Genomic DNA, 16,572 nt, shown 5'->3' on the forward strand with positions numbered 1-16,572 from the left:
TTGCGTAAAGGGAATGCAAAATTAACATCTACTGACGGTTAACAGTTTGTTAGCGCCAATTAAATTCCGTTTTTCGTCGGGAGGCCGGAATAAGCAGTGGGATTTTATCGCCTTCTCCTTGGTTGAGGGTGTCCCCACCCGAACCTCCCCCGCTATTTTGTCCGATCCCCGGCACCTGCGACCGCGCCCACCAAAAGCCCGCATTCAAGTTCCCCTTCCTGGCTTTTGGTAAGATTTTAAGCAAAGCCACTTCGCACCCTCCACGCAACAGCAGCGTCGGGTTTTTTTGGGGCCACGCTAAAGGCTGATCTGCGGAAAAGAACGTTTGGCATTAAATTTGTTTTAAATGAAAAATTTAAGAATTAAGTTTTGCAATTTAAAAATTAATCAAATTATAAATTCGTTAATTCAACTTTTTGTGCACTCCGTCGCGTGCTTAGCTATCGGTTTAAGGGGGCGCAAATTGCCCCGGCAAAAGTGGGAAAAGGTGCCCCGGGCGCGTATCTTGTCCGTCCTTTCGCTACGGCGGGGGAAGGTGAAGGCCCCACCGGGTTGCTGACCCAAACTACAGAACTTTTAATACCCACTCCACCAAGTCACTCCCGTTTTGGTGGGGCGACAACGTGAATTTGGATGCGTTACGTAGCTGATACACCCCGTCCGGAAGGACTTTACACCCCCCACCTGGAGTCTGACGCCTGCGGAACCGGCTTTGTGGCCAACCTGAACGGCGTGGCTTCCCACCAGATCGTGGCCGATGCCCTGAAAATGCTGGCCGCCATGGAACACCGGGGCGCCTGTGGCTGTGAACCCAACAGTGGCGATGGGGCGGGGATCCTGGTGCAAGTGCCCCACGAATTTTTCAGCAAGAAACTGGCCGCCATCGGTAAGGTCTTGCCCGAACACGGCAAGTACGGCGTAGGCATGTTGTTTTTGCCCGAAGAAAAGCAGCTGGCCGACCGCTGTCTTTTCCTCTTTGAAGACTACGCCGATGAGCTTGGCTTCGACCTCATTCACTACCGCAAGGTGCCGACCGACCACGAAGAGGTGGGCCCCACCAGCCGCAGTGTAGAGCCCCGCTTCCAACAGGTGTTCGTCAAGCCCCGCAAGCCGCTGGATCCCGCCGCACTGGAACGGCGGCTGTTCATCCTGCGCAAGTACGCCACCCACCGCATCCACACGACTTACCCCGAGACCCAGGACCAATTTTACCTGGCCAGCTTCAGCTACAAGACCATCGTCTACAAAGGACAACTGACCACCTGGCAGCTCCCCGGCTACTACACGGATTTGCAGGACATCGACTTCAAATCCGCCATCGCGCTCGTCCACAGCCGCTTTTCGACTAACACGGTGCCGAAGTGGAAGCTGGCCCAGCCCTTCCGCATGATCGCCCACAACGGGGAGATCAACACCATCCAGGGCAACGTCAACTGGTGGAAGAGCAAGGAAAGCCTCATCCGCAAAACCGCCCAGTTCACCACCGAAGAGCTCGACAAGATCTACCCCGTGTGCGGCACGGGCCTATCCGATTCGGCGAACTTCGATAACGTGCTGGAATTCCTTACCCTCAACGGCATCAGCATTCCCCAGGCGCTGATGATGATGGTGCCCGAAGCCTGGCAGCACGACGAGCTGATGCCCGACTATAAAAAGGCCTTTTACCAGTACACGAAAGGCCTGATGGAGCCCTGGGACGGCCCGGCCTCGATCTGCTTTACCGACGGCATTCTGGTGGGCGCTACGCTGGACCGCAACGGCCTGCGCCCCAGCCGCTGGTGTTTAATGGACGACAACGTCCTGATCGTCGCCAGCGAAGCCGGTGCCTTGCCGGTAGACCAGTCGCGGGTGGTGCAGAAGGGCCGCCTGCAGCCCGGGCGAATTTTGGTGGCCGACTTAGAGGAGCACCGCATCATTGGCGACGAAGAGCTCAAGGAAGCCATTTGCCAGCGCCTGCCGTACCGGGAGTGGCTCACGGAGCACCGCATCACCCTGGAGGCCCTGCCACTCCGCCGCCGTGCCCCGGTGAGCATGGACGAAAAGACCCTCTTCCAGCGCCTCCAGTTGTTTGGCTACACCAAGGAAGACCTCAGCTTCCTGCTGGAGCCCATGATCAAAAGTGGCCAGGACCCCATCGGCTCGATGGGCGCGGATACGCCCCTGGCCCCGCTCAGTTTGCAGAGCCAGCACCTATCCAACTACTTCAAGCAGCTCTTTGCCCAGGTAACCAACCCGCCGATCGACCCCATCCGCGAACGCAGCGTGATGAGCCTCTACGCTATGCTCGGCGAAACGGGCAACATCATGGAAGCCAAGGCGGAAAATGCCAAGAACATTCACCTGGATTCGCCGGTCCTGACTAACGACGAGATGGCCAAGATCAAGGAGATGCACCATCCTGATTTCCGGACTGGCGTCATCAATTCCCTCTTCCCGGTCGACGGCCAGGAAGGGCGGCTCGAAGCGGCCATCCGTCACCTGAAGTCACAGGCCGAGAGTATGGTCCGCAGTGGCTACAACATCCTGGTGATCTCCGACCGGGCGGCAGACAGCAACAACGCGCCCATTCCCAGCCTGCTGGCGACCGGAGCGGTGCACCACCACCTGGTTGGCCTGGGCCTGCGCGCCAAGACCAGCCTGGTCATTGAGGCGGGCGACGTGCGGGAAACCCACCACTTCGCCACCCTGATTGGCTACGGCGCCAGCGCGATCAATCCTTACCTGACTTACGCGGCGCTGGCCGACCTCTACAACGCTGGCGTGTTCGACAGCGTCGACCCCGACCGCAAGGTGATCCTGACCATCTACCGCAAAGCCATTGGTAAGGGCCTGCTCAAGATCATGTCGAAGATCGGCATCTCCACCCTCCAGTCTTACCAGGGGGCGCAGATCTTCGAAATCCTGGGCCTGAACCACAATGTGGTGGACGACTGCTTCCGGGGCTCAATCAGCCGCATTGAGGGCATTGGCTACGACGGTATTGCCCGCGAAGTGTTGGTGCGCCACCAGCTGGCCTACCCCGCCAAGCCGGTCATCAACCCCCAGTTGGAAGTCGGCGGCGTCTACCAGTGGAAACGCCGGGGCGAGGCCCATACGTTTAACCCCAAGAGCATCCACTACCTCCAGCTCGCCGCCCGCAAGAACGATGCTGCGGCGTACGAACTCTACAAAAAAGAAATCAACGATCAGACCCAGCGGGCCCTCACCCTTCGCGGTCTGCTGGCCTTCCGCAAGGGCGACCCCATTCCGCTGGAAGAGGTAGAATCCGCTGAGCAGATCATGACCCGCTTCGCCACCGGGGCGATGTCCTTCGGCTCCATCAGCTGGGAGGCGCACACGACCCTGGCCATTGCGATGAACAAAATCGGTGCCCGCTCCAACTCCGGGGAGGGCGGCGAAGATGAGGTCCGCTACGAAATCGACGAGTACGGTAACAACCGCCGCTCGGCCATCAAGCAGGTCGCTTCCGGCCGCTTTGGCGTCACGAGCCACTACCTGACGAACGCCGACGAAATTCAGATCAAAATGGCCCAAGGCGCAAAACCCGGCGAGGGCGGCCAATTGCCGGGGCATAAGGTCGACGACTGGATCGGCCGCGTGCGGCACTCCACCCCCGGGGTTGGACTCATCTCCCCGCCGCCGCACCACGACATTTACTCCATCGAAGACCTGGCCCAGCTGATCTTCGACCTCAAAAATGCCAACCGCCGCGCCCGCATCAACGTCAAGCTCGTCTCCAAGGCCGGCGTAGGCATCATCGCTTCCGGCGTAGCCAAGGCGAAGGCCGACGCGATTCTCATCTCCGGCCACGACGGCGGTACGGGGGCCAGTCCGCTCAGCTCCATCCGCCACGCCGGCCTGCCCTGGGAACTCGGCCTGGCCGAAACCCACCAGACGCTGGTGAAGAACAAACTCCGCGACCGCGTGGTGCTGCAAACCGACGGGCAGATCCGCACGGGCCGCGACCTCGTCATCGCCACCCTCCTTGGTGCCGAAGAATACGGCATCGCCACGGCCGCCCTGGTGGTGGAAGGCTGCATCATGATGCGCAAGTGCCACGTCAATACCTGCCCGGTAGGCATCGCCACCCAGGACCCCGAGCTCCGCGCCCGCTTTACGGGAGACCCCCAGCACGTCATCAACTTCTTCCGCTTTCTGGCTGAAGACATGCGCAGCATCATGGCCGAGCTGGGCTACCGGACCATCACCGAGATGGTCGGGCAAGTCGAGCAACTCAAGATGAACGCCGACCTGGAGCACTGGAAATACAAATCCCTCGACCTGAGCCCCATCCTGCACAAGGAAATTGCCGACGAGAGCGTTGGCCTCTACAATAAGACCAGGCAGGACCACGAGTTGGGCGACGTGCTCGACCGGCAACTCATCACGGCGTCTAAACTGGCGCTGGAGGAGATGCAACCCGTCAGCAGCGAATTTGCCATCAAGAATACCGACCGCGCCGTGGGCACGATGCTTTCCAACGAGATCAGCCGCCGCTTCCACGGAGAGGGGCTGCCCGATGGGGCCATCAAGTTCCGCTTCCGGGGCTCGGCCGGGCAATCCTTCGGAGCCTTCGGGGCCAAAGGCATCGAATTTTTGCTGGAAGGGGAATCCAACGACTACTTCGGTAAAGGACTGAGCGGCGGCCGCCTGATTGTGGTGCCTGACCGGCAGTCGAAGTTTGATCCCCACGTCAACATCATCATCGGCAACGTCGCTTTTTACGGAGCGACCTCCGGCGAAGCCTACATCAAAGGCATGGCCGGGGAACGCTTCTGCGTCCGCAACTCCGGCGTCAAAACCGTAGTGGAGGGCATCGGCGACCACGGCTGTGAGTACATGACCGGGGGCCTGGTGGTCGTGCTGGGCGACACGGGCAAAAACTTCGGCGCCGGGATGTCGGGCGGCATGGCCTACCTCTACGACCCCGAAAAGCTGGCCGCCAGCAAGCTCAACGGAGATATGGCGGAGCTGGAACCGCTCAATGATTTCGACTGCGGGCTGCTGCAGCAGATGGTCCGCAATCACTTCACGTACACCAGCTCGAAGACGGCGCTGGATATGCTGAACAATTGGACGGAAAAACTCGGGCATTTTGTGAAAGTCATGCCCCGCGATTACAAGCGGGTGCTGGAGGAAAAACAATTGCAGCCGGATTTGAAGGTTAAGATAGCACAATTGGTGTAGCCCATGGAGAAATGGTCGAGACGTTATACGTCGAGTGGGCGATCAAGACCTTTTAATGTTTGCGTTAAAATAAATTACTTTCTGGGTAGCATTGGTCGACGTATAACGTCTCCACCACTGGGGGTAAAACTCCAAGCAACTCCATGCAAAACTCCATGCAACTCCATGGGCAAAAAAATCCCCTCCCTGGGCTAAAAAAATAAAATATGGCTGATCCACAAGGATTTCTGAAACACACCCGCGAATTACCCGGCAAACGCGCCGTCGAAGAACGCCTCGCCGATTGGCAGGAACTCTACGTGCCGATGGCCGAAGAAAAAACCATCCAGCAGGCGGCGCGCTGTATGGATTGTGGGGTACCTTTTTGCCACAGCGGTTGTCCGCTGGGCAATATCATTCCGGAATTTAACGACGCGGTATACGAGGAAGACTGGCAGCTGGCCTGGCAGATCCTGAGCGAGACGAATAATTTCCCGGAATTTACGGGGCGGATATGTCCGGCCCCCTGCGAAACGGCCTGCGTGCTGGGCATCAACCAGCCGCCCGTGGCCATTGAGCACATTGAAAAAAGCATCGCCGAAGAGGCCTACCGCCGTGGCTACGCCCGCCCCAATCCGCCGAGCAGCCGAACGGGCAAAAAAGTGGCCGTGATTGGTTCGGGGCCCGCCGGATTGGCCGCCGCCGCCCAGCTCAACAAGGCCGGGCATACGGTGACGGTATACGAGCGCAACACCCGCATCGGCGGCCTGCTGCGCTACGGCATCCCCGATTTTAAGCTGGAGAAAAACGTCATCGACCGCCGGCTGGCCCTCATGGAAGCGGAGGGCATTCGCTTTGAGGTGAATGCGAACGTGGGCGCGAACGTAGATGCAAAGCAACTTGTAAGAGAAAGCGACGCCGTAGTGCTGGCCGGGGGATCCACCGTGCCGCGCGATATCCCCTCTAAAGGTAGGGACCTGGCCGGCATCCACTTCGCCATGGACTTCCTCGAACAGAACAACAAGCGGGTAGCTGGAGACGACCAATCGAACGTCCCCGAAATCCACGCCAAGGGCAAAAACGTCGTCGTCATCGGCGGCGGCGATACGGGTGCCGACTGCGTTGGCACCAGCAACCGCCACGGCGCCAAGACCGTGACGCAGATCGAAATCATGGAAATGCCCCCCATGGAACGCGATCCCTTCACCTGGCCGAACTGGCCGCTGATTTTGCGGACGTCCACCAGCCACGAAGAGGGCTGCGAGCGGGAATTTGCCGTCCTCACCGAAGAATTTCTGGGCGACGAAAATGGCCACCTCCGCGCCATCCGCGTGGTCAACATCCGCTGGGGCCGCGACCAGACCGGCCGCAATACCTTCGTAAAAATCGAAGGCAGTGAGCGGGAAATCCCCTGCGAACTCCTCCTCATCGCCGCCGGCTTCATGCACCCCCAGCACGAGGGCCTGCTGACCGAGTTGGGCGTGGGGCTCGATAATTACCGCAACGTAGCCGCCAGCCCCGAACACAATTACCAGACGAGCGTCCCGAAAGTATTCGCCGCCGGGGATATGCGCCGGGGGCAGAGCCTCGTGGTGTGGGCCATCGCCGAAGGGCGGGAGTGTGCCCGCTCGGTCGATGCCTACTTAATGGGTGGCGTTTCCAGCCTGGAGAGTAGGGATGTGGGGAAGCTGGCTTTGGGGGTTTGAGGTCAAGACGTTTTACGTCGCAGCTGCTTGGTTTTTGGCCCATGGAGTTCTGGATCGGATCCGGACCTCTGGTCCGGCTTTTTTAGCCCATGGAGTGTTGGAGTTCTCGATCGGATCCGGACCTCTGGTCCGGCTTTTTTAGCCCATGGAGTGTTCATGGAGTTCAGCATGGAGTTGCATGGAGTTGCATGGAGCTCTTGGTATGAGGTCAAGACGTGAGGTCAAGACGTGAGGTCAAGACGTTTTACGTCGCAGCTGCTTGGTTTTTAGCCCATGAAGTTCTGGATCGGATCCGGACCTCTGGTCCGGCTTTTTTAGCCCATGGAGTGACATGGAGTTCAGTATGGAGTTGCATGGAGTTTTTGGTCGAGGTCTTGGTATGAGGTCAAGACGTGAGGTCAAGACGTGAGGTCAAGACGTTTTACGTCGCAGCACTTTGATTTTAGCCCATGAAGTTCTGGATCGGATCCGGACCTCTGGTCCGGCTTTTTTATCCCATGGAGTGTTCATGGAGTTCAGCATGGAGTTGCATGGAGTTTTTTGTGGAGCTCTTGGTATGAGGTCAAGACGTGAGGTCAAGACGTTTTACGTCGCAGCAAACATGCTCATGCACCCCTCGACGTAGAACGTCTCGACCTCGCACCTCGACGTAGAACGTCTCGACCTCGCATTGCTCCTTTAAGACTTTATTTTGCACCTGCGGCCGCGCCATATTAAAAAAGCCCCCAGCCAATTACTCGGCTGGGGGCTTAATGGTGTTGCCACGGTGCGGAACGGACTTATTAGCTCCTCCAGCGGCGGCGGCGGATTTTACCCTTAGGGGAGCAGTACGGCGTCGATGACGTGTACCACGCCATTGCTGGCGGCGATATCGGCGACGGTTACCTTGGCCTTGTTGATGAAAACGCCTTCGTCATTGATGGTGACGGTGACGTTGGCACCATTTACGGTGGCGATTACCTGTTCGTTGCTCAGGTCGGTAGAGAGCGCCTTGGCACCCACTGCGTGGTAGAGCAGGATTTTGGTGAGGTCGCCCGTGGGGTCTTCCAGCAGGGTCGCTACGGTGCCTTCGGGAAGGGCCGCAAAAGCTGCGTCGGTGGGGGCAAAAACGGTGAAGGGGCCCGCGCCAGAAAGGGTCTCAGCAAGGCCGGCCGCGATGACGGCAGCCTGCAGGGTGTTGTGGGCATCGCTATTAACGATGATATCCACTACGGTAGTAGTTTCCATAATAAATGCGCTTTGATTGATAGTTTACTAATATCCAAAGCAGAACGGCAAGCCCCAAAAAGAGTTGCCAAAATATGCGCTAATTATTAAATTAACCAAGGATTAAAAAATAATAAACATTGGCTTTTGAGAATAATGAAAAATCCCTTAACTGCGGACACGGTTAAGGGACTTTTAGCTGTCGCAGAACGCATTTAAAGCACGGCAATAGGGCCAATCTTTGGCACTAAAACTATGCTTTTTTTATTACTGCTTCGGGAGTAAAACACCGTCGATTACGTGGACGACGCCATTGCTGGCTTCTACGTCGGCGACACTGACTTTTACGTCGTTGATGAAAACACCTTGGTCATTAATTCTTACCGTGACGTTGGCACCGTTGACGGTGGCAATCGTTTGGCCGTCCGTCAGGTCAGTGGAAAGCGCCTTGGCGCCCACTGCGTGGTAGAGCAGGATTTTGGCGAGGTCGCCCGTGGGGTCTTGCAGCAGGGTCTCTACGGTGCCTTCGGGAAGGGCCGCGAAGGCGGCGTCGGTAGGAGCGAAGACGGTGAAGGGGCCTTCACCGGCCAGGGTTTCGGCCAGGCCAGCGGCGATGACTGCGGCCTCGAGGGTAGCGTGGTTTTCGCTGTTCACGATCACGTCCACCACCGTATTGGAGGGGGCGGGCGGCGCGGGGGGAAGGAGCACGCCGTCGAGGACGTGCACTACGCCGTTTTCGGCAACGATATCGGCCGTGCTCACTTTCACGCCGTTGATCATGACGCTGCCGTCAACGATGCTGACGGAGAGCTCTCCGCCGGAAACGGTGGTCAGGACCTGGCCGTCTTTCAGGTCGGCCGCCATTGCCTTGGTGGGGACGACGTGGAAGGTGAGGATTTTGGTCAGATCGCCCGTGGGATCGGCCAGCAGGCCATCCAGGGTGCCGGCGGGGAGGGCGGCGAAAGCGGCGTCGGTGGGGGCAAAGACGGTGAAGGGCCCCTCGCCATTGAGGGTTTCCACGAGGTTTGCGGCCACCACGGCCGTTTCGAGGGTATTGTGGTTTTCGCTGCCAACCACTACCTCAGTAACGGTGGTGGGGACGGGCGTTGCGCAGCCGACGAGCAGCAGCGAAAAGAGTAGAGCAGAAAATGATCTCATGATGTAAACGTGTTGGTTTGCGGAAGCCTAACAGGGAAGTGGGGGAAGTGTTGTGGTTTTTTGGGGGGGCTTCCGGAACCGTGCGGGTTGGCCGGACGAGAGGTGCGGAGCTGGGGGGGGGGCACGAGCGAGAGGGCACCTCATAAATTGTGCTGGGTTGGCCCGAGTACTTTAAACCGAACCATGGAAGAGGGAGAGTATGCTAGCGGGGAGAATTACCGATATCGTTTGTGGGGGTTTAAAGCCAAGAAGATGCCTGTAAAATGATTTTTTAGGTGTTGGAACAAATCCACTTGCGTATTTTGTGGCCATAAACTACCTTGAATGGACGCCCTGATCCTTGACGACGAACGCGCTAGTGCGGAAACCCTGCTGATCTTGCTCAGCAAATACTGCCCAGAGGTTAAAGTAGTGGGACTTTGTACGGACGCTACAGATGCTTTGACCAAGGCACATAGCCTGCGACCAAACCTGTTTTTTGTGGACGTAGATTTGGTGGATTCTACCGGATTTGACTTCCAGCGCAAGATCACTTACCCGACAGGGTTTATTTTCACCACGGCCCACGAACAGTTTGCCCACCTGGCCTTTAAGGCAGATGCCATTGATTATTTACTCAAGCCCATCGATCCGGTGGATTTGGTTCGGGCGGTGGAAAAGGCCAGGCAACGATTAGTTGGCTCGGCTCAGCCGGACACCCCGCTGTCGGCATCGCCTCCGCTGATCAGCCGGATTGCCGTTCCTGTGGCGGATGGAATTATTTTTTTGAAGCTGGCCAGTGTGATCCGGTTCGAGGCGCAGGGCAGCTATACTTTGGTTATTCAGGACAATGGTAAAACTTTATTGCTGTCGAAAAACTTAGCTGCGCTCGAAGAGATGACCAAATACGGCGGCTTTAAACGGGTACACCGCAGCCATTTGGTCAATATGGCCTTCGTGGAAAAATTCCTGCGCGGAGAGGGTGGTGAGCTTTGCCTTTACAACGGTGAACGAATACCCGTAGCACGCAACCGCCGGGATGACTTCATGAACGATTTGTTCTGATTAGATATGGAGAACAACTTTCAAATCGGAGAGAATACCTGGTTGGTCCTAATTGGGCTTTCGGCAGGAATACTTATTTTTCAAATATGGTCAGCATTTTTTTTTGCCCTCATTAACCGCCGGGCGGATTATGCCTGGTACACCGTACACCTGCTTACCGCGTGCTTACTAGCTCCATTCACTTGGGAGCCATTTCTGAGTAATTTTCCATACGATGTAGATATCAGCATCCTGTTCATCTCACTACTTTCCTACAGTTCGTACTTTAAATTTTACGGAATACTATTTGCGATTGATCGAAGTACCCCCTTTTTATATTACCTATGGCGAGGTTTAATGGGGTTTTATGTGTTGTTTGCTTTCTTATGCCTCTTTTACCTTTCGACGGGCTTCAAATATGGCTTTGACAAGTATTATGTGCCTTTTGGTATAATTATATTAAGTATAAGTTTTCTTATTTATCTAGCTACTATTCCTAAAAAAAATCATTATTTGTTAGCCTTAATAGTTTTCGGTTCGTTTGGATCCGATCTTATTTCTTTAGTAGCCGCAAATTACATGGCCAATCAAAATGAGTTATCTGGCATTAGGCTGCACTTTGTAACCTATGCCATCGAATGTTTTTTCTTCGCACTCGCTTTAGCCTATCAAACCAAAACCCTAGTGAGAAACAACCAAAACCTGGAGTACACGCTGATAAAAGAAAAGCTGGACGGGCTCAACTCCAAGTTGACCACTCATTTTGTGGCGAATAGCCTTAACGCCATGTACCGCTTTTTACTGAATCGGGAAGGCGATGCGGCTACCTTTTACTTTCTGAAATTTTCTCGGCTGTTGCGGGGCGTGCTTCAGCACGGGCAGCAAGACCTCGTGACGGTCACCCAAGAAGTAGGGCTGCTCCAGTTGTATTTGGAAATGGAAGCCTTACGTTTCGCCCACCAATTTACTTTCGAGGTGGAGGTAGGAGATTCGAGCTTGGCTGATAATACATTGCTTCCCCCTTTTCTTTTACAGCCTTTGTTGGAAAACGCCATCTACCACGGCCTGCTGCCCAAACGTGCAGATGGGCATTTGCGCTTGGGCTTTGCTTGGCAAAAAGAAGACCTTAGAATCACCATTGAAGACAACGGGGTTGGCCGAGGCAAAGCCGCACTTGAAAAAGGCCCGTCGCTTCCCAACAGCCAGCCATCTTTGGGATTAACCATCGTGAGAGATCGGCTCAAGTCGTTTGCATCCGCTACCAAAAGGACTACAACGCTGACGATCGATGACCTTTTCGATGCGGATGGCCAGGCGGCGGGGACGCGGGTGGTTTTGGTTTTGGGGAGGTAGTGCTTGGTGGCTGTTGTACTGCTAATTCGTTCTCTTACGGTTCAAGTGGGAATTCCTGCTGTTCACAAACGCTGGCCTGCTGTTCGTAAAGTGGAGGGCCGAACGAGGGGAGGGTGAGCGACCTTGCTGTCACTAAACGCTTACACTATGACCCCTAAGGTTCTTGTTTTTTATCTCAGCGTGGCTTTCCTCGGCGCATTAGTTTCCGGCTGTGGATCTTCGGGTAAAGGTACCCCTTCCGAGGTGGTTAGCCTCTTCCTCGACGAACTGTACGACAAAGATTTTAACGGCGCAAAGAAGTATGGGACCGAACGGACCGCTGGCATGCTTGATATGGCACAGGCCATGCTCATTGCAATGGGCAAAATCGACGAACCCACCCCGGAAAAGCGCGAAGACATCACCATCGCGTCCGAAACCATCGAGGGGGAAACGGCCGTAGTGGTAACCCATAATGCCGTCAACGGCAAGGATACAACGTATGAGCTGGTTAAAGTTGACGGTAAATGGAAAATCGACCAGGAGAGCATCAAGTAATGCTGCTACTCTTGCTCCTTTTTATGTGTTTGGGATGCAACGCATCTTCCAAAAATTTCCCCCCGCCGACCACCCCGCACCAAGGTTTTGCGCTGGAAAATCTGCAGGCCGGAGACATAATCTGCCGTATGGGCAAGGGTTACTTCTCTAATCTTTTTCGGCAAGTTTCCCAGCGTGATGATCGGTTTTCTCACGCTGGTATCATCTACCACCGTGCTTCCTTTACCTCCGCTAAAGACAATTCAGATATGGATACGAGCAGCTTCTCCACCCAGCTCCCCGCCGGTTATTACGTAGTACACGCCGAAGCAGATGAGACTACGGGCGTAGGTGGGGTTAAGATTGAACTCATTGATTCTTTCCTTCACCATTCCGTTCACTGGTCTATTTTTCGAGTGGCTGCGGCGGAGGTTTCCCAACGCGCTATCGCTCACCGCGCCTACCTACACTACGATTGCGAAACCCCCTTCGACCTGAAGTTCAACGCTAGAGATACCGCAGCCTTTTATTGTACCGAATTTGTGGCACATTGCGTCAACACCGTAATGAACAAGCAACTAATCCAGGCACAAACAAAATTCGGGGGCCACTGGGTCATCGCACCGGACGATGTTTACGCCGCCCCGGAAATAAAGGAAATTTACACTTTTCATTCTTCCCATTGAGTAAGAGCTTGTCTAAAATTTTTACTTCCTGATAACCAAGCAGTTTGCTACGCAGTACTTCGTGCTATGAACCTGGCGTCACAAAAAATGGCTTACGTAGTCCACTATGCGCGCAATTTTTCGTCTAGCCAGAACCATAAGTCATTGATTATCAGTTCTTAAAAATTTTAGACAAGCTCTAGCACTACTCACCCAACGCTTAAAAATATCCAACTATGCAAGACGAAATAACGACGGAAGCCATCGAGACCCCCGTGGCGACGATCCAAACCTTCTTCACCAAAGAACTTCCCCGCGTTTTCAAAGCGCTTTTTGCCAATCCCGTAACGGGGCTCTTGCCATTTTGGAAGTCCAGTACGCGCTCCAATGCGGTGCCCGTGGCGGCTGTTTACCTGGCGGTATTTCTGTTTTACGCAGTTGGGGCTTTTCTGTTCGCTGGGGAGATGCGGGAATATCTTGACGGATCCGTTTACTTTAGAATAGCGCTTATTCCCTTGTTGCTTATGGCGCTGATCTCCGGGATCATTTTTGGCATTAAGGCTTTACTGGGCAAAGGTGACTTTAATACTGAGCTACTAACCGGGGTTTTTGTAGCCATCCCGCTCGCGATCGTCATACCTGGCCTCTTTGTGGTGCGTCTCCTTACGCCCGATAACATTATTTCCTTGCTCATGAACCCGGGCAGCGGTGGAGCAATGGGTTTATTATTGTTTTGCTACGTGTTTTTGCTGCTGGTGAGCATCGTCTTTCAGTCATTAAAGAGCGTCAATACCAACGCCACGTTTGCCTGGTACGTTTCGCCAGCAGTGATCGGAATCGCCTTTTACCTGGCTACGCGCATCAGCCTATTGTTGGCTTAAGCGTATTTGAAGTTTTAATACGTAAAAAAAAACTACTCTCCATCCAATGAAGTCACTCCTCTTTTTCTTAGCCCTATTATCCGCCACCCTTCAGCTGAGTGGGCAATGCGCCACCATCTATTTCTACCGGCCAATGGCACTGACGGGAGAAGCGAAGCTGGCGGTTTCCTACGTTGGCGGTGACAAATTATTCGACTTGCCCTACGGCAGCTACGTTGTAGCGAGTGCCTGTACGGAAGGGCAATACTTCTTCCGGGTGCTGGTGGAAGGAACCGTTTACGGCGACCGCATGGAACTCAGTGTCCGCCCTGGCCAGGATTATTACGTGCGGGTGGGTACCAGCATAGGGATAGAAATTCCTTCCATGAAGCTACAGGAAAAAGCCAAAGGGATTCGGGAAGTCAGCCGGTCAAATGGTTTTCCGCAGGGGAGCAGGCAGTTTTCGTTGCCAGCACCAGGTGCAACACCGCCTACTCCTGGTCCGGATCCAGTAGTCACCGGAGGGGGCGGAACACCCGGTGCCCAGCGCTTACCCGGCCCCCAGACCCACGGCGGATTCCGCTTTACCCCCACGGCCATCACCAAATCGGGGGCCTTGCTGAAAATAGATTACCAGATTGAGAATTTGACCAATGCGGATCGGGAGTTATTTGCCTCGGGACTCAACATTACTTTCTATGATCAAGCCGGAAATCTGCTGAAGGGTAATGGTGTGCATTGTATCATGGGGAATTGTGTGGACAATGCTGGGATCGATATTCAAGTATACTCTGAAAACTCTAACGGTAGATATATCGGAGAAGGCAGCCAAGGAAATGTTATGGCCGTCATTCCCTACGGCATTCCCGTCAAAGCCAGTATCACCATTGGCGGGATACGCAACGAAAGTCGAACCTTGGTCCGGGGCCAGGTTTTCTTTTGGGGACGATCCCCTACCAACCATACAGACGTGACCGACATCTGCCTCAACTACGGCCCCATCCTCATCCCCAACACCCAGGACGCCAGCAACCCCCGGCGGCACAATATGGGTGACCAGTCGGTCGAAATCCGGGAAGCGAAGCTGGAGAACGGGCGGGTGGTCGTCTCCGGGGTGTGGATGAACAACAGTAACACTCCCCACCAGCTCAACATCAGCTCGGGGCGCATCGTTAACGACGCGGGAACTCAGCAGAACTTAGAGCAGGTCCGGTTCGGCGGGGAAGCCCAGCCAGTCGCTATCGGTAGTTACCGCTCCAATTATCCAGTAAATGCATCGTACAGTCTTCCCTTTACCTTAATTGCGGAGGCAACCAACACCCCGGTACGCGAGATACGCCGCCTTACCATCAACTTTGGCGCTTTCGAACTTTCGTGGGACAACTTTACCATTGGGCAGCCCTATGCACCCACTCCAAGGCCCAGTACTACCCCGATCACTCCACCAGTATCCAGCACGCCCGGTGGTAATTACCTGAGTTACACCGATTTTGAGCGGGCCGCCTCTACGAACGGAAGCGTACAGGGCAAAAAAGTGATCCTGGAAAACATCAATTTTAATCTGGGTAGCGACGTAATCCTGCCCGAATCGTTTCCGCAGTTGAACAAGCTTGCCTCCCTGTTGGAACGTAAGCCAGCACTGCGCTTAGAAATTACGGGATATACGGACGATATCGGTGCGGCAGTCGATAACCTGCTCCTTTCCCAAAAGCGAGCGGATGCCGTGCGCTATTACCTCATCAGCAAATCCATCGCACCAGCGCGGATGACTAGCCTGGGCAAAGGCCAAACGGAAAGCATCGCCAGTAATAGCACCGAGGCGGGGCGAAAGTTAAACCGTAGGGTAGAGATTCGGGCGATAGATTAGCAAATGAGTGGGGGCATGAGGGAGTGGGTTGGCCAAAGTAATCAAGGGTTGATTAAAAGTAAGGGAGCTGAACCATTACCGAAAATCCCCGCAAACGTTGAATGGCAGAATTGTTCCTCACCAGGGCCATCATCTCAAAATCCTTATTATTGAACTATAAATTTTGTAAACATGAAAACGTACGTCAAATTCACCGGAGGGTTCGGAGAATACTTCATCACCTCCTTAGCACTGTTCTTCTTATCCATCATTACCCTCGGCTTGGCATTTCCTTATTGGATCTACTGGTCGTTCAAGTATTTCTTCACGCGCATGGAGATTGGGGGTAAGCGGATGTCCTTTAATGGGCATTTCATCGAGTATTTCCTTATGTCGATCGGTTTGATGCTTTTGACGGGAATTACCTTTGGCTTGGCCTTGCCTTACTGGGCTTACTGGTCGTTTAAGTACTTTTTTACTCGCTTGGAAGTGGATAATTTGTAGCGAATATTTTTCAAAAAAAACGCAAATCAAAGGGCATTTAGGATAAGAAGGACGGAAACGATTCTCCCCTCACACTATTTAGTCCGGACCAGAGGCCCGGACCCCTATTCCATGCGGCAGCAAATGTTAAATTCTAAATGTTGAATTGTAAATATCAATGGTCCGCTACGGTTTGAGGCAACACTTTAGCAAAGTATGCATATAAAGAGGGCAAGCCCTATCTTGTTGGTTCCTTACACCGTACAGATATGACTTGCCCAACGAAGATCGAAATCCTCGTCGCCTCAATTTTGCAAAAACTTCCTGGTATTTCCGCATGGCGCTACCGCTTTTTGCTCCATCTTTTCGTTTTGTGGCCCTCAATGATTGGCCGACGGAACTTTGTCAACCTAGGTCGTCAAGGCGAATATTCTGAGTTCACTTACCGTAAGCACTTTGGTAAACGCATGGATTGGCTGGGCTTCAACAGAGAGTTGAGCGAGCCGTTTTTAGGCCCCAACCGTATCATTGCTCTCGACCCCTCATACCTGAGTAAGAGTGGCAAGCATACTGCTGGAGTCGGTTATTTT

Annotated in this window: 11 protein-coding genes and 1 pseudogene; 10 read left to right on the top strand and 2 right to left on the bottom strand. The window is 54.4% G+C overall.

From position 1 onward, the window contains the following. Window positions 1-633 precede the first annotated feature (633 nt). Together gltB and H9S92_RS11150 are read left to right on the top strand one after the other, a co-directional pair. Entirely contained in the window at window positions 634-5,187 is a 4,554-nt protein-coding gene (gene gltB, locus H9S92_RS11145) for a glutamate synthase large subunit (protein ID WP_187466788.1), read from the top strand. 206 nt (window positions 5,188-5,393) lie between these two features. Continuing rightward, window positions 5,394-6,872 carry a glutamate synthase subunit beta gene (locus H9S92_RS11150; protein ID WP_187466789.1) on the top strand — a complete coding sequence of 493 codons (1,479 nt, stop codon included), beginning with the start codon at window positions 5,394-5,396 and terminating at the stop codon, window positions 6,870-6,872. Window positions 6,873-7,688: 816 nt separating this feature from the next. On the opposite strand, the gene H9S92_RS11155 is transcribed toward H9S92_RS11150, so the two are convergent. Together H9S92_RS11155 and H9S92_RS11160 are read right to left on the bottom strand one after the other, a co-directional pair. Further along, window positions 7,689-8,099, bottom strand: coding sequence for a fasciclin domain-containing protein (locus tag H9S92_RS11155; RefSeq protein ID WP_187466790.1), 411 nt, complete (start codon window positions 8,097-8,099; stop codon window positions 7,689-7,691). Between the two features lie 246 nt (window positions 8,100-8,345). Next, a complete protein-coding gene (locus H9S92_RS11160) occupies window positions 8,346-9,236 on the bottom strand; it encodes a fasciclin domain-containing protein (RefSeq protein ID WP_187466791.1) in 891 nt (296 codons plus the stop codon). Between the two features lie 324 nt (window positions 9,237-9,560). Between H9S92_RS11160 and H9S92_RS11165 the strand changes: the two genes are divergently transcribed. From H9S92_RS11165 to H9S92_RS11200, 8 genes and pseudogenes are all read left to right on the top strand, one after another. Next, on the top strand, window positions 9,561-10,280 hold the full coding sequence (locus H9S92_RS11165) for a LytR/AlgR family response regulator transcription factor (RefSeq protein ID WP_187466792.1): 720 nt from the start codon (window positions 9,561-9,563) through the stop codon (window positions 10,278-10,280). 6 nt (window positions 10,281-10,286) lie between these two features. Next, window positions 10,287-11,612, top strand: coding sequence for a sensor histidine kinase (locus H9S92_RS11170; RefSeq protein WP_187466793.1), 1,326 nt, complete (start codon window positions 10,287-10,289; stop codon window positions 11,610-11,612). Window positions 11,613-11,759: 147 nt separating this feature from the next. Continuing rightward, entirely contained in the window at window positions 11,760-12,149 is a 390-nt protein-coding gene (locus H9S92_RS11175) for a DUF4878 domain-containing protein (protein WP_187466794.1), read from the top strand. Beyond that, window positions 12,119-12,814 carry a YiiX/YebB-like N1pC/P60 family cysteine hydrolase gene (locus tag H9S92_RS11180; RefSeq protein WP_187466795.1) on the top strand — a complete coding sequence of 232 codons (696 nt, stop codon included), beginning with the start codon at window positions 12,119-12,121 and terminating at the stop codon, window positions 12,812-12,814. The genes H9S92_RS11175 and H9S92_RS11180 overlap by 31 nt, the downstream gene beginning before the upstream one ends. 215 nt (window positions 12,815-13,029) lie before the next feature. Continuing rightward, complete coding sequence (locus H9S92_RS11185) at window positions 13,030-13,674, top strand: hypothetical protein (RefSeq protein WP_187466796.1); 645 nt, start codon at window positions 13,030-13,032, stop codon at window positions 13,672-13,674. Window positions 13,675-13,720: 46 nt separating this feature from the next. Beyond that, the gene (locus tag H9S92_RS11190; RefSeq protein ID WP_187466797.1) at window positions 13,721-15,520 is read left to right on the top strand and encodes an OmpA family protein; all 1,800 of its coding nucleotides are present in this window, start codon (window positions 13,721-13,723) and stop codon (window positions 15,518-15,520) included. A 171-nt stretch (window positions 15,521-15,691) separates the two neighbouring features. After that, the gene (locus tag H9S92_RS11195; protein ID WP_187466798.1) at window positions 15,692-16,003 is read left to right on the top strand and encodes a YjgN family protein; all 312 of its coding nucleotides are present in this window, start codon (window positions 15,692-15,694) and stop codon (window positions 16,001-16,003) included. Window positions 16,004-16,251: 248 nt separating this feature from the next. Continuing rightward, window positions 16,252-16,572 (top strand): annotated as a pseudogene (locus H9S92_RS11200) (transposase); the annotation flags it as partial.

Origin of the sequence: Neolewinella lacunae (assembly GCF_014349155.1) — a bacterium.
GTDB lineage: Bacteria > Bacteroidota > Bacteroidia > Chitinophagales > Saprospiraceae > Neolewinella > Neolewinella lacunae.

Bases quoted from the DNA above. Each gene is read 5' to 3' on its own strand.
- H9S92_RS11150 (WP_187466789.1), top strand. From the start codon at position 5,394: ATGGCTGATCCACAAGGATTTCTGAAACACACCCGCGAATTACCCGGC.
- H9S92_RS11165 (WP_187466792.1), top strand. From the start codon at position 9,561: ATGGACGCCCTGATCCTTGACGACGAACGCGCTAGTGCGGAAACCCTG.
- H9S92_RS11185 (WP_187466796.1), top strand. From the start codon at position 13,030: ATGCAAGACGAAATAACGACGGAAGCCATCGAGACCCCCGTGGCGACG.
- H9S92_RS11160 (WP_187466791.1), bottom strand. From the start codon at position 9,236: ATGAGATCATTTTCTGCTCTACTCTTTTCGCTGCTGCTCGTCGGCTGC.
- H9S92_RS11180 (WP_187466795.1), top strand. From the start codon at position 12,119: ATGGAAAATCGACCAGGAGAGCATCAAGTAATGCTGCTACTCTTGCTC.
- H9S92_RS11175 (WP_187466794.1), top strand. From the start codon at position 11,760: ATGACCCCTAAGGTTCTTGTTTTTTATCTCAGCGTGGCTTTCCTCGGC.
- H9S92_RS11190 (WP_187466797.1), top strand. From the start codon at position 13,721: ATGAAGTCACTCCTCTTTTTCTTAGCCCTATTATCCGCCACCCTTCAG.
- H9S92_RS11170 (WP_187466793.1), top strand. From the start codon at position 10,287: ATGGAGAACAACTTTCAAATCGGAGAGAATACCTGGTTGGTCCTAATT.
- H9S92_RS11155 (WP_187466790.1), bottom strand. From the start codon at position 8,099: ATGGAAACTACTACCGTAGTGGATATCATCGTTAATAGCGATGCCCAC.
- gltB (WP_187466788.1), top strand. From the start codon at position 634: ATGCGTTACGTAGCTGATACACCCCGTCCGGAAGGACTTTACACCCCC.
- H9S92_RS11195 (WP_187466798.1), top strand. From the start codon at position 15,692: ATGAAAACGTACGTCAAATTCACCGGAGGGTTCGGAGAATACTTCATC.